Below are 22,993 nucleotides of genomic sequence, written 5' to 3'. Positions count from 1 at the left end.
AATTCTTAAAATGAGACTACATGCCAGGATTTGAACTTTTTGGGGAACAAGAAAAAAAAGAAATTCAAGATGTACTGGATTCCGGAGTTTTAATGCGCTATGGTTTTGAAGGTATGCGCAACGGCCATTGGAAAGCAAAGGAATTAGAGGCTGCCCTAATGCATAGTATGCAAAGCAAATACGCCCACGTGGTAAGTAGTGGAACGGCAGCTTTGACTGTTGCTATGGCGAGTGCCGGGGTCGGGGCAGGGGACGAAGTTATTCTACCTACATTCACGTTTGTTGCCAGTTTTGAAGCGGTTTTGGCGTTAGGGGCCATTCCAATTTTGGTTGATATCGATGATTCCCTGACCCTGGATCCAAAAGCTGTGGAGAGAGCGATTTCTACAAAAACCAAAGTGATAATGCCGGTTCATATGTGCGGTTCAATGGCCAACTTGGACCAATTACAAAAAATCTGCGATAAGCATGGGTTACTGTTATTGGAAGATGCCTGTCAGGCTATAGGGGGCAGTTATAAGGGCAAACCTCTTGGTAGCTATGGGGATTTGGGCTGTTTTTCCTTCGATTATGTAAAGACCATTACTTGTGGTGAGGGCGGGGCGCTGATAACAAATAATGAAAGGTATTATAAAAATGCGAACCATTATTCCGATCACGGTCATGACCATATTGGGAAGGATAGGGGAGCGGAAGGACATCCATTTTTAGGATATAATTTTCGTATTTCAGAACTGAATGCCGCCATAGGACTGGCCCAAATTAGAAGACTTGATGAATTCCTAAAGATTCAAAAACGAAATTATTCAATTCTTAGGACTGCCTTGGAGTCCATTGAAGGTCTTCGTTTTCGAAAAGTACCTGAGGGGGGCATAGAAAATTATTCCTTTTTAAGTTTTTTTCTACCCGATGGGAAAAGGGCCAAAGCCGTTCAAAAAGCATTGACAGAGGCGGGTGTAGATGGTTGCTTTTATTGGTATGATAACAATTGGCACTATTATCGAAAATGGCAGCATTTGAACCAAATGAAATCCTTGGGCAATTTGCCACAAGAAGTAAAAAATCAATTGCCTGATTACTCTAAGACCGATTTCTCAAAATCGGATTATTGGATCAGTCGTAATATTTCCTGTTTGATTAAGCTAAGTTGGACAAAAGCTGAAGTACAGGAGCGCGCAGCAAAAATGGCGACTGTAATCAGCGAGGGTATAACGTCCTAATAATTAACATAATCCACAATTTCCAAACCGTATCCTACGATACCTACCCGCTTAGTCTGCATGGAATTGGTCAAAAGTCTGATTTTGGATATATTCAGATTGTGAAGAATTTGTGCTCCGATGCCGAAATCACGTTTGTCCATTTCAATTTTTGGTGCATTGAACTTACCCTCTGATTGCAATGTTTTAAGTTCGGTCAACCGTTTTAAAAGATTAAGCGATTGGGATTCCTGGTTTATAAAAACATAAGCACCTTTTTCTTCCTTATTAATGGCATTGAATATTTCCTGGAGCCTTTGATCCGGGTTGTCCGTCAGTGTACACAGAATGTCATTGTTTACCATAGACGCACTGATTCGCGTCAAGATCGGTTCATCCACATTCCAATTCCCCTTGGTCAAAGCAATATGTACTTGTTTATTTGTGGTTTGTTGATAGGCATGTAATCTGAATTTGCCAAAACGGGTTGTAATTTCAAAATCCTCTTTTTTCTCAATAAGGCTATCATGATCCATTCGGTAGGCCACTAAATCCTCGATGGAAATGATCTTCAAATCAAACTTATGGGCCACTTCGATTAATTGTGGAAGTCGGGCCATACTACCATCCTCATTCAATATTTCAACAAGAATACCTGCTGGATTAAGGCCAGCCAGCCTTGCGAGATCTATGGCCGCTTCAGTATGGCCAGTTCTTCGCAATACGCCGCCATTTTTAGCTTTTAGAGGAAATATATGTCCTGGTCGTCCCAAATCATGGGGTTTAGTATTTTCATCAACAAGGGACAGAATGGTTTTGGAACGGTCGTGGACCGAAATTCCAGTAGTACAACCTTGACCTATTAAATCTACCGATACCGTGAATTGGGTTTGATGTAGAACGGTATTGTTCTGTACCATCATATCGAGTTTCAATTCCTTACATCGGTCTTCGGTCAATGGCGCACAGATTAAGCCGCGGCCATGTTTGGCCATAAAATTGATCATTCCAGGGGTTACCATTTCGGCAGCAGCAATGAAATCCCCTTCATTTTCACGATTTTCATCATCAACGACAATTATCACCTCACCCTTGCGAATGGCTTCAATCGCTTCCTCTATCGTATGTAGTTGTATCTTTTTTTCCATTTTGATCATAACGTCGTAATTGAATCGTTTTCTTTCTTTTTGAATATTTTTTGAAAAAATTCAACGAAACCATCTAGGTTCATCAAGCCGCGATCCGCTGTTGCCCTTTTTGTTAGTACAATGCTCAAAGGTAACATTATCATGGTAGATAACCATGCCCCGATTATAGGATGGATTACGTTCTTTTTTGCATAGTTATCGGCAAACACGCCAATAAAATAATAGGTTAGGAATAAAATTATGGCAATGACCATAGGCAGCCCAATACCTCCTTTACGAATTATGGCACCCAAAGGTGCACCAACAAAAAACAGGATAACACAGGAGAGTGCCAAGGCAAATTTTTTATGCAATGCTAAAATGTGCCTGTTGAAGATTTCGTACCTTTTGTTTAGTTCGTTCTTTTTACCTTGAACAGAGGTCAATAAATTAGAAGCATTGGTCTTGGCAGAGGCCGCTATCTGTATTTTTTGCCAATCTTGATAAAGATCTACTATATTTTGTACGGTTTTAATACTGTCAGGTCTTACGGTATCTCTGGGTGTTGTAACCGTAGTTGCATATTTTTCCTGCATATCCTCGTTTAAAGTGACCTTAGTGGAATCTTTGACAGGTAATTCAATAAACGCTCCCACTCTGCTCTGAATGTTCTTTGAAAAGGCCCCAACAATTCTTAGGTTGTCCTTTTTTAAGGAATCTATGTCCTTGGTAAGGCGGGCCACATTTTTCATTTTTTCTGTTTCAGTATCCCTTTCTTCATCCATGTCCACATTATTGAATTCCGAAAGGTCGATATTCATGGTGTAGGTTTCAAAATTCGACTTTGCAAAGGGATAGTTGTTTTTGGCCTGGGTGCTGCTCTTTTCCAAATCTCTATAATAATGGCCATCGTACAGTACCAACTGTAATATATCGGAAGATTCACTGCTTTTTAGTTCCCCTGTTTTCGCCTTGATAACCGTAGAGTTCACCTTAGTCTTTGATTTTAAGTGAATCGTTACATTTTCAAGAAAACGATCATTTTCACCATATTTTTTATCGACTTTAATATTCATGTCGGCACCTTCAAAATCGCTGAAAACCCCTTCAACAATTGCAACTGCAGGCTTTACTTTGGCAATGTTTCGTCGCAGGTTATAGATTTTCTGTTCCGAGGCAGGAATAACACTATTGGCAAAATAGAAAGTAACACCTCCCAAAAAGACAATAAAAACGATTAAGCTCAACATGGCCCTTTGTAATGAAATGCCCGAGGCCTTCATTGCGGCAAATTCATAATTTTCCGCTAGGGTACCAAAAGTGAGGATTGAAGAGAGTAAAACAGTTAAGGGTAATACCTTTTCCGTTAGATTGGGCATAAGGTAAAAAAGAAATTTGCCAATAATAATAATATCAAGTCCCTTGCCTGCCAAATCATCTATAAAAAGCCAAATCGTTTGGAATATAAAGATGAACATCAATATGACAAACGAGCTAAAAAAGTTAAATAGGAATCTCGATAAAATATACTGGTCTAGTATTCTCAATGTAGTAGCATTAATTTAATAAAAACCTAAAGTAGTTTTCATATGATTTATTCTGCCCTATGGTTATTAAATGGTTCTGGAACTGGGACATCTATGATTTTCTACCAGGACACTGGTCTAAGTCATGATGTTACTATGTGCTCAACCACATTAATTTCTTATGATATAGTACCCCTCATCCTTGTATTTGCTCTCATCAAATGTAAATAAGGTTTTAGATAATGGTTGGTTTGTTTTAAAAGAATTAACAGTAATTGTCGTTATGGTTCCATTTTTTCCTGTTTCGATCACCTTATAAATATGTTTGGTTTCAGCATCGATTCCCAATAAAATTGATTTGATTTCGGTATTCGTATCGATTGGGGTCAATTTTATGAACTGTATTTTTCTACCTTGAACGTTTTGTAGAATATCCCATGAATAGGTATGTCCCTCTTTATAAAATGTCAGCATTTTTGATGGGGTCACGGTGTTTTCATCCTCGGACTTATCCTCAATGGTCACTTCTTCATTTTCAGGAACGATAGTGTATACTTTTTTGCCATCATATAACTGATGGGCCCCAAAGAAATTAGCAAGGTATTTGTCCCCTTGCATGGTAACATCACCCCTTGTTTCGTCGTTGATACCTGCTTCATTATTTATCAGCACGTATTTAAAGTCCACAAAAATGTTGTCATACCCTTGCACCTTATTGTACACCTCATCCAAAAGCGCTTTTGCTTTTTCTGAATTTTGGGCATTTGCAACACTTACAATCATAAACGTAACCGCGATTAATACTATCTTTTTCATTAAAGTTTAATTTGACTCGTTATTCAATAATTGATCTAGTGCCATCATATCGGAAACCAATACTTGTCTGGCCTTGCTTCCCTCGAAAGGGCCTACTATACCTGCAGCTTCCAATTGGTCAATGATACGCCCCGCACGGTTATAGCCCAGTTTTAATTTTCGTTGTAATAAGGAGGCCGACCCTTGTTGAGCAATAACAATGACCTCGGCTGCTTCCCGAAACATAGTGTCCCTTTCACTTATTTCATAATCAATACTTGTGCCAGAATCCTCGCCCACATATTCTGGGAGTTCATGGGCTTGGGGATAAGCTCTCTGTGCGCCTATATATGCAGTGATTTTTTCTACCTCTGGGGTGTCGACGAAAGCACATTGCAAACGCGTAACTTCATTGCCTTGTGTAAACAACATATCCCCACGGCCTATTAACTGATCTGCTCCTTGGGCATCCAAAATGGTCCTAGAATCGATTTTAGAGGTAACCCTAAAGGCAATACGTGCCGGGAAATTCGCTTTAATAATACCCGTGATTACATTAACCGATGGCCTTTGGGTCGCAATAATCAAATGGATTCCAATAGCTCGTGCCAATTGTGCCAATCGCGCAATCGGGGTTTCAACCTCTTTACCGGCGGTCATGATCAAATCGGCAAATTCATCGATTATCAATACAATATAGGGTAAAAATTTATGCCCGTCATGCGGATTCAATTTACGGGCCTTGAACTTAACATTGTACTCCTTGATGTTTCGTACCATGGCCAATTTCAATAATTCATACCGATTGTCCATTTCGATACACAAAGAATTTAGGGTGTTGATAACCTTCGTATTGTCCGTTATTATGGCTTCCTCCGAATCCGGAAGTTTGGCCAAGAAGTGCCTTTCGATTTTATTATAAAGGGTAAGTTCCACTTTTTTCGGATCTACCAGAATGAATTTGACCTCCGCAGGATGTTTTTTGTAAAGTAGGGATGTGATGACTGCATTCAAGCCGACCGATTTACCTTGACCTGTGGCCCCTGCCATAAGCAAGTGGGGCATTTTTGCCAGATCTACCACAAAAGTTTCATTGCTAATGGTCTTACCGAATGCTATGGGCAATTGCATCTCCGCCTTTTGAAACTTACTTGATGCAATTACGGAGCGCATGGAAACTACGGTGGGTTTCTTGTTGGGCACTTCAATACCAATGGTACCTTTCCCGGGGATAGGGGCAATGATACGGATTCCCAAGGCCGCCAGGGATAAAGCGATATCATCTTCAAGATTCTTTATTTTGGAAATTCGGATACCAGCATCAGGGACAATTTCGTATAGGGTAACCGTGGGTCCTATGGTCGCCTTTATTTGCGCGATACCGATTTTATAGTTCTTGAGGGTTTCTACAATCTTATTCTTATTTTCCTCAAGCTCTTCCTGATTAATGGTAATTCCGCCAGAAGTACCATGTTGATCTAACAGATCGATAGTCGGGAATTTATAATTTCCAAGTTCCAACGTAGGGTCGAATTCCCCAAAATCATCAACCAATTTATCGGCGATATTATCCGCTTCCTCCTGTTCTTCAACAATTTTCTCGACCTCCATGGCTACTACGTCCTCTTCGATAGGTTCTTCCTTGGGTACATTGACCTCAAAATCATCCGAAGCTTTTTCTTTTTCAAGGGGAGGGATATCCTTTTTATGGGTATAGGTATCGATGATGACCGGAGCCACATCCTCTTTTTCGAATTCAAAGGACTTGTCCACATCGTTCACCCTGCCTTTGAACTCTGAGGCCAAGGATTCTTTTTTGGCCTTGAAATAATTGATGAAATCTTCAGGCGTAAAATGAAAAAGGCGAACTAAAATAAAGATTAAACCGAAGACCAAAAGCAACAGAACCCCGATACTACCCGCATAATCCTGTAAAAAATCATTCATTTCATAACCCACAAGTCCCCCTAACAAAGGCTTGTCAATGGCAAAGAAACCTAAGGTGATCGATATCCAAATGACAAAGATCAACCCCCAGATCCATTTGTTAAGCAACCCTTCCTTTTTTAGATTAAGGAACATATAAAGTCCCGTATAAGCCAGTAGAAAAGGAAAGATCAATGAGGCCAGTCCAAATCCCTTGTACATAAAGAAATGACTTACACTGGCGCCAAATTTATTCAGTAAATTCTTGGCCTGTTCGTTGCGGTTGGCAAATTCGGTCAGAAGACTTTGGTCATCTTGCCATGTAAAATAGAAAGAGACGAATGAGAAGAACAAAGCAATGCTGAAAAGCATTAAAAGGCTTCCCAGTATAATTTTATTTTGCTTTGATAATTTTAAGGATAAGCCCTTTTTTGGGGTCTTGGGCTTTGCCTTTTTACCTTTTCTTGCCATTAATAGATTAATTCTTGGGGCAAAAATACAAATTTACAACCTAAGCCAAAGCCAGGATGTTCTTTAAAAGATTTTTGGTATATAGATGATCAATCCGACAATACAGGCGGTAATGGAGACCAACATTACGGCTCCGGCAGAAATATCCTTGATAAACCCAATTTTGGCATCAAAGTCCGGGTGAACGAAATCAGCAAGTTTTTCAATGGCCGTATTCAACCCTTCAACACCTAGAACTAGGCCAATCGCAAATATTTGAAACATCCATTCTGTTGTGGTAATATCAAAATAGAACCCGGCTGCGGTGGCCACCATGGCAATAAACACCTGGGCTTTTATACTTGCCTCGGTTTTTATCAAGAGCAGTGCCCCTTTTAAGGCAAAACCTACACCACGGATTCTATTTTGAAGAAAAGATTCCTTAGGCATCCATCAATGCTTCTAAGGCGGCTTTATAGTTAGGTTCGTCAACAGTTTCGGGAACCTGCTCAGTATAAACGACCTTTCCTTTTTCATTGACTACCACCACGGATCTGGACAGCAAACCTTCCAGGGGACCATCGGTAAACGCTACCTTGTAAGCCTTGCCAAATCCACCATCCTTATAATCGGACAACATCACCACATTTTCAATACCTTCGGCACCACAAAAGCGGGTTTGTGCAAAAGGAAGATCTTTCGAGATGCATAGCACGATAGTATTTTCTAACTCTGCAGCCTCTTGATTGAATTGACGGACCGAAGCGGCACATGTTCCCGTATCGATGCTAGGAAAAATATTGAGCACTAATTTTCTCCCCTGATATTCTGATAATGAACGAGTGGATAGGTCGGTCATGGTCAATTTAAAATCCGGCGCAGCGCTCCCAATGGTAGGCAAGTTGCCTAGGGTATGTATTTTGTTTCCTTTTAGTGTTACAGTAGCCATAATATATTATTTTAAATGAAGTGTGAAAATAAAAAATATAAACCTGATTTGGAATGAATATTAAATAAAAAAGTCCATACGTTTGAAGCATGGACTTTTATTCTACCTATATAATCTTCTTAAGAATCAATAGACCCTACAACACGTTGCATAAACCCGTTCAAGGCATCCTTTTTGTCTTCACCTGCCTTTATCGCCTTATTTACCTCTAGAGCCCCGTACATATTGGATATGAGCTCCCCAATAACATCGAGTTCCTCATCTTTTAATGATGGAACCTCGGTAAGTGACTCAAGGGTTTCCAAGGTCTCGATGATATAATCCTCATCATTGTCCTCTATAAAACTTGTCAAATGTTTAATTACTGGTAACTTCATATATCAACTCCTTTAAAACATCATATTTATTGGTCTGAACTTGATTTTTAAACTCCCCATTCACGAAAGTGGCAAAAGTCGGAAGGTTATCGACCTTGGCCAATTTTCTTGATTCCGGAAATTTTTCGGCGTCTGCCAAAACAAAGGTTACCTTTTCATTTTCAGTGGATTCCTTTTTGAATTTCGGTTTCATGATACGGCAATTGCCACACCAAGTAGCGGAGTACTGTACAACGACGTTTTTATTTGCAGCGATAATTTCGTTCAAATTATCATTTTCCAATTCCAATAGCATATACGTATATTTAAAATGAAATAAAAGATAAATCAAGGTAATAGACTTAAAATAGTCTATTACCCCAATATTTGATTTTGAGGTTAGTTTGAATGTGTGGCCAAATATTCGGAAACACCATTTCTGTCAGCTGTCATTGCTTCCTTGCCTTCTTCCCAGTTCGCAGGGCATACTTCACCTTTTTGTTGAACATGGGTATAAGCATCTATCAATCGTAAATATTCATTTACATTCCTACCCAATGGCATATGGTTGATGCCTTCATGGAAGACTGTGCCTTCTTCATCTATTAAATAGGTAGCACGATAGGTTACATTGTCACCATCGACAGTTACCACTCCCGTTTCCTCATTATACTTTTCGTTGGTAATATCCAAGATGCCCAAAGTCGACGCAAGGTTTCGGTTGCTATCGGCCAATAGGGGATAAGTTACCCCTTCAATTCCTCCATGATTCTTTGGGGTATTCAACCATGCGAAATGTACTTCAGCGGTATCACAAGAAGCACCAATGACCATAGTATTCCTGTTTTCGAATTCTTTTAAGGAAGCCTGAAAGGCAAGAAGTTCGGTCGGACAGACAAAGGTGAAATCTTTTGGGTACCAAAAAAGCACTATTTTCTTACTGTTTTTTTGCGCTTCTTCCAACACGTTCAGTTTGAAAGTATCACCCATTTCATTCATTGCATTTACTTCTAGGTTTGGAAATTTTTTCCCTACAATTGCCATATAGTATCTAATTTTAAATTTTTAAAGATTATTAATTGAATGGCAAAATTACATTACAGCAAGCCCAAAACTACAGTTGTCAATTAATAAAATCGATGGGTGTATAACGAATGTAAATGCCTAGGCAAAAAAGGACGATTTGTTAAAAACACGAAATGTAAACACGGTTAGAATTGTCTAACTGACAAAATTACATTGTGTAATTTGCGGATTTCCTAATTGATAATTTGATTATTGTTTTGTTCGGTTGCCATGCCTTTTCTTCAAGTGCTTAATCTTGATTTGGAAAGCCGCAAAAATTAAAGTCATTATCGGACTTAGCCAATTGAATATGGCGTAAATAAAATACTCCCCGACTCCTACACCTAAAACACTACTATGATAGGCCCCGCAGGTGTTCCATGGAATCAGTACGGAAGTAACCGTACCGGAATCTTCAAGCGTTCGGCTCAAATTTTCAGGTGCTAAGCCCCGATCTGCATAGGCTTTAGAAAACATTTTTCCGGGGACCACAATAGCAAGATATTGGTCAGAAGCAGTTACATTCAAGGCAAGACAACTGCCTACCGTACTCGCGAATAACCCAAATGTGGTTTTAGCCATACTTAAAAGTGATTTCGTGATTCGTGAGAGTGCACCGATACCATCCATGACACCCCCGAAAACCATAGCACAAAGTATAAGCCAAATAGTGCTGAGCATTCCTTCCATGCCCTTACCCGTAAATAAATCGTTTAAAGCCTCGTTGTCCGTGGCGATACTTGTTTTAATGGTAATGGCCCTTAAAATGCCTTTATAACCCGATTCAAAAGTCAGTTCTTTGGTGTTTGTGAGGCTGGCAACGATTTCAGGTTGAAATATCAATGCGAATACCGCGCCTAATAAGGTTCCGATCAGTAGTGCGGCCAAGGGGGGTGTTTTCTTTATAATCAAGTAAATAACGGCTGCGGGTACAATGAATAACCAACCATTGATATTGAAGGTAGAATCTATTGATTCTAATATTGAAGCCGTATCCGCCGAACCCGTTGGGTCAATTACAAACCCTAAAATGATAAAAACAACTAAGGTTAGTAGAATGGTCGGCACTGTAGTAATCGACATGTATTTAATATGGTCAAAAAGTTCACCTCCGGCCATTGCTGGTGCCAAGTTCGTGGTATCACTTAAGGGGGACATTTTATCACCGAAATAAGCCCCTGAAAGTACAGCTCCAGCCGTCATGCCCATAGAAATGCCCAACGCCTCACCAATACCGATCAAGGCAATACCAACAGTTGCGGCTGTGGTCCAGCTACTGCCTGTTGCCAACGAAATGATGGCACAAATTATCACACAGGCTGCTAAAAATATAGTTGGATTCAGGATTTGGAGACCATAATAGATCATTGCTGGGATAATGCCACTTACCAACCAGGTTCCTGCCAAGGCGCCTACCATAAGAAGAATAAGTAAAGCTCCAGTTGTTGATTTTATATTTTCGGCCACTTCGGCCAACATACGTTTGTAGGTGACTTTATTGAAAAAACCTACTATGGCGGCAACCGCGCCACCGAGTAGAAGAATAAATTGATTGGATCCACCTACCGCTTCATCCCCGAAGACATATACATTATAAGCAAGCATCCCAACTAAAGCAATAACGGGGATTAGCGCCTCCCAGATGTTCAGTTCTTTATTATCAACTATATGCTCGTCCTGTCTATATTCATGGGGTTCGTTTTTTGGCATTGGCTTTATTTTGGTAGGTCGTAATATTACGATTTTGCCATCTGTTCTGCAAACCCAGGAATAAAAGTGCTTTAAACCATTGAAGTTTTAGGGTTAAGAATATGTAGTTCTTCCATACATGCCCTCATCATCCTGAAGGTTCTGTGAATATCATTGTCTAAGCCAACTGAAAATCGCACCAATCCATCGGATAATCCCATTTCTTTTTGTTCTTCCAGCGGAATTTCTGAAGAAGTGGATGTTCCCGGAGCACTGAAAAGGGTCTTATAAAAACCAAGACTAACTGCCAAATACCCTAATTTTTTCTTTTGCATGAGTTCCATAAGGGCATTTGCTTTATCTAAAGATCCGACATTTATGGTCATTAGTCCCCCAAATCCAAACTCAGGGTTCATAAAACTTTTTAGTTTTTCATGGCCTTTATGTGATTTTAGTCCAGGGTAGACCACTTTAAGTCCCTCTTTTTCAAAGTTCTCAGCCAAATAGTGGGCATTTTCGCTATGTTTTTTCATTCGAATATGAAGTGTTCGCATATTTTTAAGGATTGATGCGGCCCTAAGACTGTCCAAAGTGCTGCCTAATAGCATTCCAGCCCCATCGTGTACATCTTTAAGGGCAAGGCAAAATTCCTTGGTTCCACAAACCACACCGGCAACACAATCACTTGTGCCATTGATGAATTTTGTTAGACTATGTATTACGATTTCCGCCCCAAGTTTTGCAGGGGAAACAGTAAGCGGGGAGAACGTGTTGTCAACCACCAAAGGTATACCATGTTTTTTTGCCAAAACCGATAAAGTTTTAATATCGGCAATTTCGAGAAGGGGATTGCTCACCGATTCACAGTAGATCATTTTAGTATTTGGCGTAATGGCTTCTTCAATAGCTTTGATATTGGTGATATCAACGAAAGAGGTTTTGACATTGAATTTTTTCAAGAAATTCTTCATGAAAGCATATGTTCCACCATAAATGGTCCTGCTGCTTACTATATGGTCGCCTGCATTGCACAACTGCATAATAACCGCCGTGATGGCACCCATTCCACTAGCCGTAACATTGGCCGTTTCGGTACCCTCCAAAGCTGCTAGGGCCTCTCCTAGATATAGATTGGAAGGAGAGGAATGTCGGGTATATAAATAACAGCCTTCCGTATTACCCTCAAAGGTGTCGAACATTGTTTTTGCGGACAAAAATGTGTAGGTCGATGAATCTGAAATCGATGGATTGACACCACCATATTCCCCAAAGTATTGTAAGTCTTGTAAATTATCGGATGCTTTATTTTCCATAATAATTAGATTTTATACCTTAAAAATAAGGTTAAATTGTTTTATATTCAACATAAATTCAAATACTTAGATAATATATCTAAGGTATGCCATAATATTAGATTAATTAATTATATATTGTACCCAAGTTCCCGTTTAAATGAAAATTATTCCAAATGAAATTTGACGAAATCGACAGTAAACTTCTTGGTTTATTGCAAGAGGACAGTAAAAAGACAACAAAGGAATATGCCCACCATTTAAATCTGTCCGTAACGGCGGTTTATGAACGGATCAAGCGATTGGAGAAAACCGGCATCATAAGAAAATATGTCGCTTTGGTCGATAAAAAAAAGATCGATAGGGCCTTTGTGGTGCTCTGCCATGTAAAATTAGTGCAGCATACCAAAGCCTATGTGCTGCAATTTGAAAAAGAGGTACAAGGGTTGCAAGAAGTGGTGGAATGTTACCATACTAGCGGGGATTATGACTATATTCTAAAAATATACGTTCGGGATATGGAGGCCTATCGAGATTTTATGGTTACAAAACTTACGGCATTGAACCATATTGGCAGTACGCAAAGTTCCTTCGTGATCAATGAAGTAAAGCATACGACCCGAATTACACTTTAATGCGAAAATAGTACTAATTTTGTTCGACACTAAAATCTTGAAATAGTATGACTGAATATGATGTGGCCGTTATAGGTTCCGGTCCTGGCGGATATGTTGCCGCCATTCGTTGCGCCCAACTTGGAATGAAAACGGCGATTATTGAAAAATATAGCACTTTGGGAGGTACTTGCTTGAATGTCGGGTGTATTCCTTCAAAAGCATTGTTGGATTCCTCTCACCATTATGAGGATGCCGTAAAGCATTTCGAAGAGCATGGCATTGAAATTCCAGGTGAAATCAAGGTCAACCTGGGTAAAATGATTGCCAGAAAGCAAGGCGTAGTCGATATGACCACTAAAGGTATTCAGTTTTTGATGGATAAAAACAAGATCGATGTATATGAGGGGGTCGGTAGTTTTAAGGATGCCACGCACCTTGACATTGCCAAAACCGATGGGAGTACCGAAACAATAAAGGCGAAAAATACGATAATCGCCACAGGATCAAAACCTTCATCCTTGCCCTTTATTACGTTGGATAAGGAACGTGTTATCACCTCTACCGAAGCCTTGAAACTCAATGAGATTCCAAAACACATGATCGTAATTGGTGGCGGGGTTATCGGTTTGGAGTTGGGACAGGTGTATAAACGCCTCGGGGCTGAGGTCTCCGTAGTTGAATATATGGATAGGATCATTCCTACCATGGATGCTGGTTTGTCGAAAGAACTGATGAAGTCGATGAAAAAACAAAAGGTGAAATTTTATCTTTCCCATAAGGTGAAATCCGTACAGCGAAAAGGGGATGAGGTAATTGTAAAGGCAGATGATAAAAAAGGGGATGAAGTTACTTTTACAGGTGATTATTGTTTGGTTTCTGTCGGGCGTCGACCTTATACCGATGGTTTGAAGGCTGATGCTGCCGGAGTGAAGTTAGACGATAGGGGCAGAGTTATAGTTAATGACCACTTACAGACCAACATACCTAACATTTATGCCATTGGGGATGTTGTCCGTGGTGCCATGTTGGCCCACAAAGCCGAGGAAGAAGGTACCATGGTCGCTGAATTGATTGCGGGTCAAAAACCACATATCGACTATAACCTTATCCCGGGAGTGGTGTATACTTGGCCAGAAGTTGCTGCCGTAGGAAAGACAGAAGAAGAATTAAAGGAAGCCGGTATATCATACAAGGTAGGCCAATTCCCTATGCGGGCCTTAGGACGTTCCCGGGCTAGCATGGATGTTGACGGATTTGTAAAAATACTTGCCGATACGGCAACAGATGAGGTTCTGGGTGTTCATATGATCGGTGCGCGTTGTGCCGATTTGATCAGTGAGGCTGTGACAGCCATGGAGTTTCGGGCATCTGCTGAGGATATTGCCAGAATGAGCCATGCACATCCAACCTATTCAGAAGCCGTTAAAGAGGCTGCCCTTGCAGCAACAGCCGATAGGGCATTGCATATTTAAGAAGTTGCGGGACCAATCATTGGGTTTATTTTTTGCCTTATGTTGATTCCTATAGATTTCATGTTAAAAGTATATATAATTTGGAAATGGAAATAAACGATAAAACAGGTGTAAAGGACTATCATGCCACGGCAGATAGATATGAAACCATGAAATACAATCGATGTGGAAAAAGCGGTGTGTTATTACCTGCGTTATCCCTCGGTTTATGGCATAATTTCGGTTATGTGGATAGTTTGCAAAATGCTAGGGAAATATTGAGATGTGCCTTTGATTTAGGGATTACGCATTTTGACCTGGCGAATAATTATGGTCCTCCTTACGGTTCAGCGGAGGAAAATTTTGGACAACTTTTCAAAAAAGACTTTAAACCCTATCGGGATGAGCTATTCATAGCTTCAAAGGCAGGTTTTGATATGTGGCCCGGTCCTTACGGAAATTATGGCTCAAGGAAGTATCTGATTTCCAGTTTGGACCAAAGTTTAAAACGAATGGGATTGGACTATGTGGATATTTTTTACCACCATAGGCCTGACCCAGATACGCCCCTAGAAGAAACCATGATCGCCTTATCGGATATTGTACGTCAGGGAAAGGCATTATATGTAGGCATTTCCAACTATCAAGCCAAAGAAACTGTAGAAGCAAGTAGATTGTTAAAGGACATGAAGGTTCCTTTTATTCTGCATCAAGCCCGATATTCTATTTTTGACCGATGGGTCGAGGATGGTCTCTTGGAAACTTTAGGAAATGAGGGAGTGGGATGTATTGCGTTTTCACCATTGGCCCAGGGGATGCTTACCAACAAATATGTGAATGGCATTCCCGCAGATTCTAGGGCTGCCAAGGATTTTACCTATTTGGACAAAAAAGAAGTTGAACGCAACTTGTCGAAAATTAAAAACCTGACAGATATCGCGAATCAAAGGGGACAGAAATTATCTCAAATGGCGATTGCGTGGTTATTGAACAGACCCAATGTGGCCTCTGTACTCATTGGGGCAAGCTCTACCAAGCAACTTAAGGAAAATGTGGGGGCATTGGATCACTTACAGTTTACCGAAGAAGAATTAAAACGTATAGATGCCAATTCTTGAGCGGGGATTGAAACCAATCCTGAAAAAGGTGTTTAATTCTTTATAAGCCCAAACGATCTTAGCAGTTTTGACACAAAACCCTTGATCAATTTTTGTGTAAAAATATACCAAGGAAGCAGATTACTATGAACAGTGTTGAAGCCTTGGGTTATATTCTTAGTAATACTCGATTTAATCAAAGCTTTTTTCCTTTCGTATTGTAAGGCTATATAAGTGCATACAATCATAAAAACTACGGCTCCGGAAATTGCAACCAAGGGACTTAATTCATGGTGAAAGAACCGGTAAAGTCCCAACCCGGTGAAACTACCATAAAGTACTACGAAATGAACCACATATATGGATAGGGTACTTTGGCCAATTTTTAAAAGGGTAGTATTGGTCATCAACCTTCTAAAGATCATAAAAACGGCGAACACCATGAAAACATCGCCCAATCGGATAAAAAGGTAGTTGTTCAATGCTATGGCTTCAAAAAGGGTAATCCCAGTTAGGCTAGAAAGTCCCACTAAAACATCAGAAGAAAGGAAAATCAAGATCAACCCTACCAAAGCGCTCAATGAAATTGCATATTCATAAAAATAGTTGTGATTCTTGTACCGTGTGAACATTACCGACATAAATGCCCCAAATGTTGTATAGCCAAACCAGGGTATAATGGTAAATACCGATCCATGTGTCTTGGTAAGAAAATTGGCCAAGGCCTGTGGCATAAACCCGAAAGACCAATCCTTATAAACAGGTTCAAATAGGAACAATAAACCGGTAACGCCCAGTAATAGGACAGGTAATAGCATTTTACTTTTGTTGTTGGACCAAAGGTAAATTCCTATTATTCCCAATAACGAAAGGCCGATACAGTGGAGCACATCCACTAAATAAAAGCTATCGTAGATTTGCCCCTCGAAAATTCCTAAAAGATTGGTGCGAAGCAAATAACCTATGAATATAAGTTGTAAACCGCGTTTTATTCCTTTAGATACTCTTGGGTTCTGAAATCCCTTTTGCGGTACACGTATGAGTAAATATGTAAAAATAAAACCTGAAACGGTGAAAAACACGGGCGCGGTAATACCCCTAAAGTATTTCCAGATGTTATAGGTTAGGTCGGTATTGTCCCTAAATGCATTGTCCAAAAGGCCATCAATAAAATGTCCTTGTAGCATCATGAGAATGGCCCAAGCCCTCATAGCGTCTATAAAATATAATCTTGTAGTTTTTTTGTCCAAGGATAAAAATTATAATATTTCGTCCGTTATTTCTTTATCATTCCCATCTATATACTTGAAAAACAAGGTGTTTAGATGTTTTCGGCTGCAAAATTAGACAAAAAACTCGCATAACGATGTAATTTGCGGTATTTTCGTCGAACGCAAAATATTATTTGTATGGCAGCAGTACTGGCTTTCGCGGGAAGCAATTCATCCTCATCGATTAATTTCAGTTTAGTAAAACATACGGTCTCACTTATCCAGGGGCAAGATATTGAATTGATCAATATGGCAAGTACAACTTTTCCGATGTATGGTGAAGACCGTGAAAAACAATTAGGATTTCCCGAAGCACTGGTTAAAATGCAACGAAAAATAGAAAAGGCCGATGCCTTGGTGCTTTCAGTGAATGAACATAATGGTGGACCTTCTGCCTATTTTAAGAATCTTCTCGATTGGTTATCTCGTTCGAATAAAAAATATCTGCAAGACACCAAGGTATTTTTAATGTCCACATCACCAGGGCAAAGAGGTGCTATTGGAGCACAGGAGTATGTTAAGAATTCATTGCCAAGAGTAGGGGGCGAAGTGGTCGCTACCTTTACCTTGCCTTCTTTTAAAACTAATTTTAATGAGAGCGAAGGTATTGTTGACCCGAAATTAAAGGAAGATCATAGAAACGCCCTTAATAGATTTATTTCCGAATTATAGAATTTTGCGAACACGACAATCCTTCGAAGTTACTGATGAATTAGCCTTTATGGATCATCTGCTTCATTGGTCCCAACAGTTCCTTGAAACAGTTTGGTTGGAGAGCAATGGGCATAAAGATCGCTTTAGTTCTTTCAATGCTATTTTAGGGGTCGACGCCTTAACCTTATTACAAACTGATGCTGAAGGTGCGTTTGACGACTTGAAATCTTATCAAAGTGAGACTAAGGATTGGATCTTTGGATACCTAAGCTATGATCTTAAGAATGATATTGAAAATCTAAAATCCAATAATTACGATGGATTGGATTTTCCTGAACTTTTCTTCTTTCAGCCAAAGAAAATAATCAAAATCAAGGGAAAAGTGGTTGAGTTCAATTATCTGAACATGGTTGCAGATGATATTGGGGTTGATTTTGATGAAATAAATAAAGGGGCTACGGCGTATCAAGAGATTACCGCAACGACAGATATTCGTATAAAAATGCGCATTTTCAAAGATGAGTATTTCCGTGGGGCCAAAGAAATGCTACGGCATATTCACCGAGGGGATATTTATGAAGCCAATTTTTGCCAAGAGTTCTATGCAGAGGATATATGTATTGATCCCTTACACACCTATGAACATCTCAATTCGATTTCAAAAGCCCCATTCGCTACCTTTTTAAGAAATAACGACAAGTTCGTATTGTCTGCCTCTCCAGAACGCTATTTAAGAAAGCAAGGAAATAAAATTATCTCACAACCTATAAAGGGAACGGCGAAAAGGTCGCCCAATACGGTTGAGGACGAAGAATTGAGAAATCGATTGAAAGATGACCCGAAAGAACGGGCCGAGAATATCATGATTGTCGATCTCGTACGAAATGATCTTTCGAAGAGCGCTTTAAAGGGTTCAGTTACCGTTGAGGAACTATGTGGGATCTATTCCTATGAACAAGTACATCAAATGGTATCGACCGTAACAAGTAAAGTGCCAATGAACAGGCATCCTGTCGAGGTAATAAAGGAGAGCTTTCCTATGGGAAGTATGACAGGGGCCCCTAAGATTTCGGCCATGAAATTAATCGAAGAATTGGAAGCTTTTAAAAGAGGGCTCTATAGCGGGGCCGTTGGTTATTTCACACCCGAGAATGATTTTGATTTTAATGTGGTCATACGCAGTATTTTATATAACGCTAGCAAGAAATATGTTTCTTATTCCGTTGGTAGTGCTTTAACTGCAAAGGCCTCGCCAGAAAATGAATATGAGGAGTGTTTGCTAAAGGCAAAGGCCATGCGCGAGGTATTGGAGAACTCGAATACATAATATTCTTGATGGCTTTTAAATTTGCATAATGGAACTTCGTAATAGCACTATGGAAAGCAATGGCATCCCCATTCATGCGGGTTTCGTTGCCCCTAGGACAGTTAAAGGGGTAGTGGTGCTGGTCCATGGTTTTGGGGAGCACTCCGGGAGATATATGGATAATGTTATACCAGCCCTGGTAAAAATTGGGTTTGCGGTGGTGACCTATGATAATTTCGGTCATGGTAGATCGGGTGGTAAGCGAGGGCATTGTCCAAATTATATGGCTTTATTGGAATTGTTGGAAGTGATCATTAATAAAGCAAAATCTAAATTTGAGAACTTACCTTTGTTTTTATACGGGCACAGTATGGGCGGAAATTTGGTCTTGAACTATGCTTTACGAAAAAAATCCGACGTTAAGGGAATAATTGCTTCAAGTCCGTATCTCCGCTTGGGATTTCAACCCCCAAAATGGAAAATGGTATTGGGTAAGGCGATGTTGTATTTCTGGCCATCAATCACGATGCCTGCAGGGTTAGATCCAAATGGGATATCGAGAATACCCGAAGAGGTAACGCGTTATAAAACCGACCCTTTGGTCCATGATAAGGTAAGTCCTATGTACTCATTTCCTGTAATGGATGCAGGGGAGTGGGCTATAAACAACGCAGCCGATTTGAATGTTGACACCCTATTGATCCATGGTACGGGAGACGCTATTATAGACTATAGAGGAACTGAGGAATTTCATAGAAATAGTCCGGATCGAACTACTTTACAATTGTTTGACGGTGGCTATCATGAATTGCATCATGATCTTTGCCGAAAGGAAGTATTGAATTGCATTCAGAGTTGGCTGAGGCAACAACTTTAAGTATTTTTGGGGCGTGCTTAATGAATTCAAAAAACATATTCAAAATCAGTTTCCAGAACTATCGAAAAACAAGTTCCTTTTGGCATGCAGTGGCGGATTGGATAGTGTTGTGCTGGCCCATTTGTGCGCCCAATGTGGATTTGATTTTTTATTGGCCCACTGTAATTTTAAGCTTCGAGGCAATGAAAGTGATGAAGACGAACGATTTGTACGGCAATTGGCAAAAAGGTTGGGTAAGACTGTGTGTGTCAAACAATTTAAAACACAAGAATATGTCAACAAAAAAAGCATTTCGATACAAATGGCCGCAAGGGAACTGCGTTATGAATGGTTTGAAGGATTAATGCTGCAAAATAATATCAAAACTTTGGTGACTGCACATCATGCCGATGACAATCTTGAAACATTTATTATTAACCTTTCACGTGGCACTGGAATAAAAGGATTAACCGGGATTCCATCTCGAACAAGGTATATCGCCAGACCCTTATTGCCATTTACAAGAATACAGATTTTGGAATTTGCCAAAAAGGAAGCTATTGAATGGCGTGAAGATCGGAGTAATTTGGAAACCAAATACCTGCGCAATAAAATACGTCATGAAATTGTACCGGTGCTAAAGGAATTGCATCCTACATTTTTGACCAACTTTACTGAGACACAAGAATTCCTAAAGCAAATATCAGATATTGCCGATAACCATATTGATCAATTAAAGAAGGACATTTTTCAAGAAAACGGCGATGTCATTCGCATTAAAATCGAATCGCTTCAATCCTTACATCCTTTGAAAGCATATATGCATGCCTTATTCGGTGCATACGGCTTTACAGAGTGGGAAGACGTACAGCAACTATTGACGGCCATGAGCGGTAAGGAAGTGCGTTCCCGGACCCATCGTTTAGTGAAGGATAGGGATTCTTTATTGTTGACGAGCATTACCGATGACCTTAATAAAGAGTTTCAAATTAAGGAAGAAGATACTGAAATTCAGATTCCAATCAGTTTAAAAATAAGTACGGTCAATCTAATTGAAGCAGTAGGCCCCAACATACTATATGTCGATAAAGAAACGTTAAAGTATCCCTTAGTGTTAAGAAAGTGGCGAAAAGGCGACTATTTTTATCCTTTGGGTATGCAGGGTCGTAAAAAGCTATCCAAATTCTTTAAGGACGAAAAAATAGATGTCATTTCAAAGGAAAAACAATGGTTGTTGTGCTCGGATAACAAAATCGTTTGGGTTGTGGGCAAACGTGCCGATGACCGTTTTAAAATAACTCACAGGACCAAGAATATTCTAAAAATAAAGGTAAATTAATGAGGCAATTAATTGTATTTATAATATTAGTATTCAGCAGTTTACCATTATCATCCCAAGATGATGACAACCCTGTTTCCTGGTCTCAGGAATTGAACAAGATTTCAGATACGGAATACGAATTGATTATTAAGGGGGATATATTCGAAGGTTGGCATGTATATTCCCAATTCACTGCGGATGGCGGTTCATTGCCAAGCGAGTTTACGTTTAAAAAGGCAGGTGTAGACTATGAGTTAGTGGGACAAACCCAAGAAAGTGCTACCGAAACGGCCTATAGCGATATATTCGAGGTAGAGGAAACTTTTTTTAAGAAATTAGCCGTTTTTACACAGAGAGTCAGACTATTAAATCCCGATGTACGACAAATCGATGTAAATCTCTTCTACCAAGTTTGTAAGGAGGTTTGTTTGGCAGTGGATAAGGATTTTTATTTTGTGTTAGATGGAGGTGAGGCTGTGACCATTGAAAAAACAGTTGACGACCAAAGCTTGGCCATGAGTGCTGCGCTTAAGTTAGACCTCAAAAATAAGGAACTATTGCAGGAAGCCAATGGGCAAACCAAAGAAGGATCAAGCTTATGGGTGATTTTCGGTTTGGGTTTTGTAGGTGGACTTATTGCCCTTTTAACCCCTTGTGTATTTCCGATGATTCCTTTGACAGTGTCGTTCTTCACGAAAAAATCCCATCAGAAATCCAAGGGAATAGTAAATGCCGTGTTATACGGTTTCTTCATTATTCTGATATACTTTTTATTGAGTTTGCCCTTTCACATTTTCGATTCGGTTGATTCGCAAATCCTGAATACGATTGCTACGAACATTTGGTTAAACCTGTTCTTTTTCATCATTTTCGTCTTTTTCGCCTTTTCGTTTTTTGGGTATTACGAATTGACCTTGCCAAGTTCGTGGGCCAATAAGATGGATGCTGCCTCCAATAAAGTGGGCGGGTCTATTGGTATCTTTTTCATGGCTGTTACTTTGGCCATTGTGTCTTTCTCTTGTACAGGGCCTATTCTTGGTGGATTGCTGGGTAGTATGACTTTGGCGGAAGGCGAGGTTGCAAATAACCTTACCGCAGGAATGTTAGGTTTCGGTGTGGCTTTAGCCTTACCATTTGCTTTATTTGCCATGTTCCCAGCGTGGTTGAATTCGCTTCCCAAGTCCGGCGGATGGATGACTACCGTAAAGGTGGTACTCGGATTTTTGGAATTGGCATTGGCATTCAAATTCCTTTCCAATGCAGATTTGGTCGGTAATTGGGGTATTTTTAAACGGGAGATCTTTCTAGGGATATGGATCTTACTTTTTATATTATTGACTCTTTATCTATTTGGAGTTTATAGATTCACCCACGATGGCCCTAAACAGAAATTGTCAGTAGGTAGAAAAATAACGGGAGTGGTAAGTTTGGCTTTCACAATTTATCTGGGTTTAGGATTGGCCAAAGTCACCCATTTAAAATTATTGAGTGGATTTCCGCCACCAGATTTCTATAGTGTATTTCAGCAAGATAGCGAATGCCCTTTGGGTATCGATTGCTATAAGGATTTTGAAAAAGGATTGGCCCATGCCAAATCAGTCAATAAACCCATTTTATTGGATTTTACGGGATGGGCCTGTGTCAACTGCCGTAAAATGGAGGAAAACGTTTGGAGCGATCTTGATGTTTATCCCTTGCTAAAGGAAGATTATGTATTGATTTCCTTGTATATCGACGATCGAAAAGAACTTCCTTCAGAAGAGCAATTCGATTATAAGTTTGAATCGGGTCGTGTTAAGACCATAAAAACTATTGGGGAGAAGTGGGGTACTTTTCAAACAATCAATTTCAACTCTGCCTCACAACCCTATTATGTGCTTCTATCCCCTAATTTGGAGGTGCTGAATAGTGCCATTCAAAGTGCCGAAAGTGATGTTTATCGCGATTGGCTATTGATTGGGTTGGAAAACTATAAAAGTCTGTCTGAAAAATAACATTGGCGAATTATCAAAAAAAAATGAATTAGGCACCTTTAAAGGTGCTTTT

The 22,993-nt window shown here is 39.8% G+C and carries 21 protein-coding genes; 9 read left to right on the top strand and 12 right to left on the bottom strand.

Annotated elements, in window-relative coordinates; all coding sequences use genetic code 11:
* The first annotated feature begins 20 nt into the window (after nt 1–20).
* Nucleotides 21–1,220 (top strand): DegT/DnrJ/EryC1/StrS family aminotransferase, encoded by a 1,200-nt coding sequence (locus HPE63_RS03450; protein ID WP_188312824.1) that lies wholly within the window; start codon nt 21–23, stop codon nt 1,218–1,220.
* On the opposite strand, the gene ribB is transcribed toward HPE63_RS03450, so the two are convergent.
* The 11 genes from ribB to HPE63_RS03395 all read right to left on the bottom strand — a co-directional run bounded on the left by ribB (nt 1,217) and on the right by HPE63_RS03395 (nt 12,395).
* Nucleotides 1,217–2,356, bottom strand: coding sequence for a 3,4-dihydroxy-2-butanone-4-phosphate synthase (ribB, locus tag HPE63_RS03445; RefSeq protein WP_188312823.1), 1,140 nt, complete (start codon nt 2,354–2,356; stop codon nt 1,217–1,219). The two genes, HPE63_RS03450 and ribB, sit on opposite strands and share 4 nt — an antisense overlap.
* Nucleotides 2,353–3,804 carry an LptF/LptG family permease gene (locus HPE63_RS03440; RefSeq protein ID WP_394355014.1) on the bottom strand — a complete coding sequence of 484 codons (1,452 nt, stop codon included), beginning with the start codon at nt 3,802–3,804 and terminating at the stop codon, nt 2,353–2,355. Before HPE63_RS03440 ends, ribB begins: the two co-directional genes overlap by 4 nt.
* A 219-nt stretch (nt 3,805–4,023) precedes the next feature.
* Nucleotides 4,024–4,668 carry a LolA family protein gene (locus HPE63_RS03435; protein ID WP_188312821.1) on the bottom strand — a complete coding sequence of 215 codons (645 nt, stop codon included), beginning with the start codon at nt 4,666–4,668 and terminating at the stop codon, nt 4,024–4,026.
* Between the two features lie 6 nt (nt 4,669–4,674).
* Nucleotides 4,675–7,044, bottom strand: a complete 2,370-nt coding sequence (locus HPE63_RS03430) for an FtsK/SpoIIIE family DNA translocase (protein ID WP_188312820.1) — start codon at nt 7,042–7,044, stop codon at nt 4,675–4,677.
* 63 nt (nt 7,045–7,107) lie between these two features.
* Nucleotides 7,108–7,473 carry a diacylglycerol kinase gene (locus tag HPE63_RS03425; RefSeq protein WP_188312819.1) on the bottom strand — a complete coding sequence of 122 codons (366 nt, stop codon included), beginning with the start codon at nt 7,471–7,473 and terminating at the stop codon, nt 7,108–7,110.
* Nucleotides 7,466–7,972: a thiol peroxidase gene (gene tpx, locus HPE63_RS03420; protein ID WP_188312818.1), complete on the bottom strand. Its 507-nt coding sequence runs from the start codon at nt 7,970–7,972 to the stop codon at nt 7,466–7,468. Before tpx ends, HPE63_RS03425 begins: the two co-directional genes overlap by 8 nt.
* A gap of 119 nt (nt 7,973–8,091) precedes the next feature.
* Entirely contained in the window at nt 8,092–8,349 is a 258-nt protein-coding gene (locus tag HPE63_RS03415; protein ID WP_188312817.1) for a DUF6952 family protein, read from the bottom strand.
* A complete protein-coding gene (locus tag HPE63_RS03410; RefSeq protein ID WP_188312816.1) occupies nt 8,330–8,644 on the bottom strand; it encodes a thioredoxin family protein in 315 nt (104 codons plus the stop codon). Before HPE63_RS03410 ends, HPE63_RS03415 begins: the two co-directional genes overlap by 20 nt.
* Before the next feature lie 83 nt (nt 8,645–8,727).
* Nucleotides 8,728–9,372 (bottom strand): peroxiredoxin, encoded by a 645-nt coding sequence (locus tag HPE63_RS03405; RefSeq protein WP_188312815.1) that lies wholly within the window; start codon nt 9,370–9,372, stop codon nt 8,728–8,730.
* A gap of 231 nt (nt 9,373–9,603) precedes the next feature.
* Nucleotides 9,604–11,103 carry a Na+/H+ antiporter NhaC gene (gene nhaC / locus HPE63_RS03400; protein WP_188312814.1) on the bottom strand — a complete coding sequence of 500 codons (1,500 nt, stop codon included), beginning with the start codon at nt 11,101–11,103 and terminating at the stop codon, nt 9,604–9,606.
* Nucleotides 11,104–11,174: 71 nt separating this feature from the next.
* A complete protein-coding gene (locus HPE63_RS03395) occupies nt 11,175–12,395 on the bottom strand; it encodes an aminotransferase class I/II-fold pyridoxal phosphate-dependent enzyme (protein ID WP_188312813.1) in 1,221 nt (406 codons plus the stop codon).
* A gap of 155 nt (nt 12,396–12,550) precedes the next feature.
* Here HPE63_RS03395 and HPE63_RS03390 point away from each other — a divergent pair, with 155 nt between their 5' ends.
* The 3 genes from HPE63_RS03390 to mgrA all read left to right on the top strand — a co-directional run bounded on the left by HPE63_RS03390 (nt 12,551) and on the right by mgrA (nt 15,560).
* Complete coding sequence (locus HPE63_RS03390) at nt 12,551–13,009, top strand: Lrp/AsnC family transcriptional regulator (RefSeq protein ID WP_188312812.1); 459 nt, start codon at nt 12,551–12,553, stop codon at nt 13,007–13,009.
* A 47-nt stretch (nt 13,010–13,056) separates the two neighbouring features.
* The gene (gene lpdA / locus HPE63_RS03385) at nt 13,057–14,463 is read left to right on the top strand and encodes a dihydrolipoyl dehydrogenase (RefSeq protein WP_188312811.1); all 1,407 of its coding nucleotides are present in this window, start codon (nt 13,057–13,059) and stop codon (nt 14,461–14,463) included.
* An 86-nt stretch (nt 14,464–14,549) separates the two neighbouring features.
* The gene (mgrA, locus tag HPE63_RS03380; RefSeq protein WP_188312810.1) at nt 14,550–15,560 is read left to right on the top strand and encodes an L-glyceraldehyde 3-phosphate reductase; all 1,011 of its coding nucleotides are present in this window, start codon (nt 14,550–14,552) and stop codon (nt 15,558–15,560) included.
* Nucleotides 15,561–15,592: 32 nt separating this feature from the next.
* On the opposite strand, the gene HPE63_RS03375 is transcribed toward mgrA, so the two are convergent.
* Nucleotides 15,593–16,789: a heparan-alpha-glucosaminide N-acetyltransferase domain-containing protein gene (locus HPE63_RS03375; RefSeq protein ID WP_188312809.1), complete on the bottom strand. Its 1,197-nt coding sequence runs from the start codon at nt 16,787–16,789 to the stop codon at nt 15,593–15,595.
* 159 nt (nt 16,790–16,948) lie between these two features.
* Here HPE63_RS03375 and HPE63_RS03370 point away from each other — a divergent pair, with 159 nt between their 5' ends.
* Genes HPE63_RS03370 through HPE63_RS03350 form a run of 5 tightly spaced genes read left to right on the top strand, consistent with a single transcriptional unit; the run spans nt 16,949 to nt 22,941 of the window.
* Complete coding sequence (locus tag HPE63_RS03370) at nt 16,949–17,482, top strand: NADPH-dependent FMN reductase (protein WP_188312808.1); 534 nt, start codon at nt 16,949–16,951, stop codon at nt 17,480–17,482.
* 49 nt (nt 17,483–17,531) lie between these two features.
* Nucleotides 17,532–18,791, top strand: coding sequence for an anthranilate synthase component I family protein (locus tag HPE63_RS03365; protein WP_188312807.1), 1,260 nt, complete (start codon nt 17,532–17,534; stop codon nt 18,789–18,791).
* 28 nt (nt 18,792–18,819) lie between these two features.
* On the top strand, nt 18,820–19,647 hold the full coding sequence (locus HPE63_RS03360) for an alpha/beta hydrolase (RefSeq protein ID WP_188312806.1): 828 nt from the start codon (nt 18,820–18,822) through the stop codon (nt 19,645–19,647).
* Between the two features lie 13 nt (nt 19,648–19,660).
* Nucleotides 19,661–20,965 carry a tRNA lysidine(34) synthetase TilS gene (gene tilS / locus HPE63_RS03355; RefSeq protein ID WP_188312805.1) on the top strand — a complete coding sequence of 435 codons (1,305 nt, stop codon included), beginning with the start codon at nt 19,661–19,663 and terminating at the stop codon, nt 20,963–20,965.
* Entirely contained in the window at nt 20,965–22,941 is a 1,977-nt protein-coding gene (locus tag HPE63_RS03350) for a protein-disulfide reductase DsbD family protein (protein WP_188312804.1), read from the top strand. The genes tilS and HPE63_RS03350 overlap by 1 nt, the downstream gene beginning before the upstream one ends.
* The last annotated feature ends 52 nt before the right edge of the window (nt 22,942–22,993 follow it).

The sequence above is a fragment of the Maribacter arenosus genome, assembly GCF_014610845.1.
In the GTDB taxonomy this organism is placed as follows: Bacteria; Bacteroidota; Bacteroidia; order Flavobacteriales; family Flavobacteriaceae; genus Maribacter_A; species Maribacter_A arenosus.
This window is presented reverse-complemented; position numbering and strand designations above follow the sequence as displayed.

What these genes read in the sequence shown, in the direction of transcription:
- HPE63_RS03390 (WP_188312812.1), top strand. Translation starts at nt 12,551, where the DNA reads ATGAAATTTGACGAAATCGACAGTAAACTTCTTGGTTTATTGCAAGAG.
- nhaC (WP_188312814.1), bottom strand. Translation starts at nt 11,103, where the DNA reads ATGCCAAAAAACGAACCCCATGAATATAGACAGGACGAGCATATAGTT.
- tpx (WP_188312818.1), bottom strand. Translation starts at nt 7,972, where the DNA reads ATGGCTACTGTAACACTAAAAGGAAACAAAATACATACCCTAGGCAAC.
- HPE63_RS03435 (WP_188312821.1), bottom strand. Translation starts at nt 4,668, where the DNA reads ATGAAAAAGATAGTATTAATCGCGGTTACGTTTATGATTGTAAGTGTT.
- mgrA (WP_188312810.1), top strand. Translation starts at nt 14,550, where the DNA reads ATGGAAATAAACGATAAAACAGGTGTAAAGGACTATCATGCCACGGCA.
- HPE63_RS03440 (WP_394355014.1), bottom strand. Translation starts at nt 3,804, where the DNA reads ATGTTCATCTTTATATTCCAAACGATTTGGCTTTTTATAGATGATTTG.
- HPE63_RS03370 (WP_188312808.1), top strand. Translation starts at nt 16,949, where the DNA reads ATGGCAGCAGTACTGGCTTTCGCGGGAAGCAATTCATCCTCATCGATT.
- HPE63_RS03405 (WP_188312815.1), bottom strand. Translation starts at nt 9,372, where the DNA reads ATGGCAATTGTAGGGAAAAAATTTCCAAACCTAGAAGTAAATGCAATG.
- ribB (WP_188312823.1), bottom strand. Translation starts at nt 2,356, where the DNA reads ATGATCAAAATGGAAAAAAAGATACAACTACATACGATAGAGGAAGCG.
- HPE63_RS03425 (WP_188312819.1), bottom strand. Translation starts at nt 7,473, where the DNA reads ATGCCTAAGGAATCTTTTCTTCAAAATAGAATCCGTGGTGTAGGTTTT.
- HPE63_RS03360 (WP_188312806.1), top strand. Translation starts at nt 18,820, where the DNA reads ATGGAACTTCGTAATAGCACTATGGAAAGCAATGGCATCCCCATTCAT.
- HPE63_RS03430 (WP_188312820.1), bottom strand. Translation starts at nt 7,044, where the DNA reads ATGGCAAGAAAAGGTAAAAAGGCAAAGCCCAAGACCCCAAAAAAGGGC.
- HPE63_RS03450 (WP_188312824.1), top strand. Translation starts at nt 21, where the DNA reads ATGCCAGGATTTGAACTTTTTGGGGAACAAGAAAAAAAAGAAATTCAA.
- HPE63_RS03395 (WP_188312813.1), bottom strand. Translation starts at nt 12,395, where the DNA reads ATGGAAAATAAAGCATCCGATAATTTACAAGACTTACAATACTTTGGG.
- lpdA (WP_188312811.1), top strand. Translation starts at nt 13,057, where the DNA reads ATGACTGAATATGATGTGGCCGTTATAGGTTCCGGTCCTGGCGGATAT.
- HPE63_RS03365 (WP_188312807.1), top strand. Translation starts at nt 17,532, where the DNA reads ATGGATCATCTGCTTCATTGGTCCCAACAGTTCCTTGAAACAGTTTGG.
- HPE63_RS03350 (WP_188312804.1), top strand. Translation starts at nt 20,965, where the DNA reads ATGAGGCAATTAATTGTATTTATAATATTAGTATTCAGCAGTTTACCA.
- HPE63_RS03410 (WP_188312816.1), bottom strand. Translation starts at nt 8,644, where the DNA reads ATGCTATTGGAATTGGAAAATGATAATTTGAACGAAATTATCGCTGCA.
- HPE63_RS03415 (WP_188312817.1), bottom strand. Translation starts at nt 8,349, where the DNA reads ATGAAGTTACCAGTAATTAAACATTTGACAAGTTTTATAGAGGACAAT.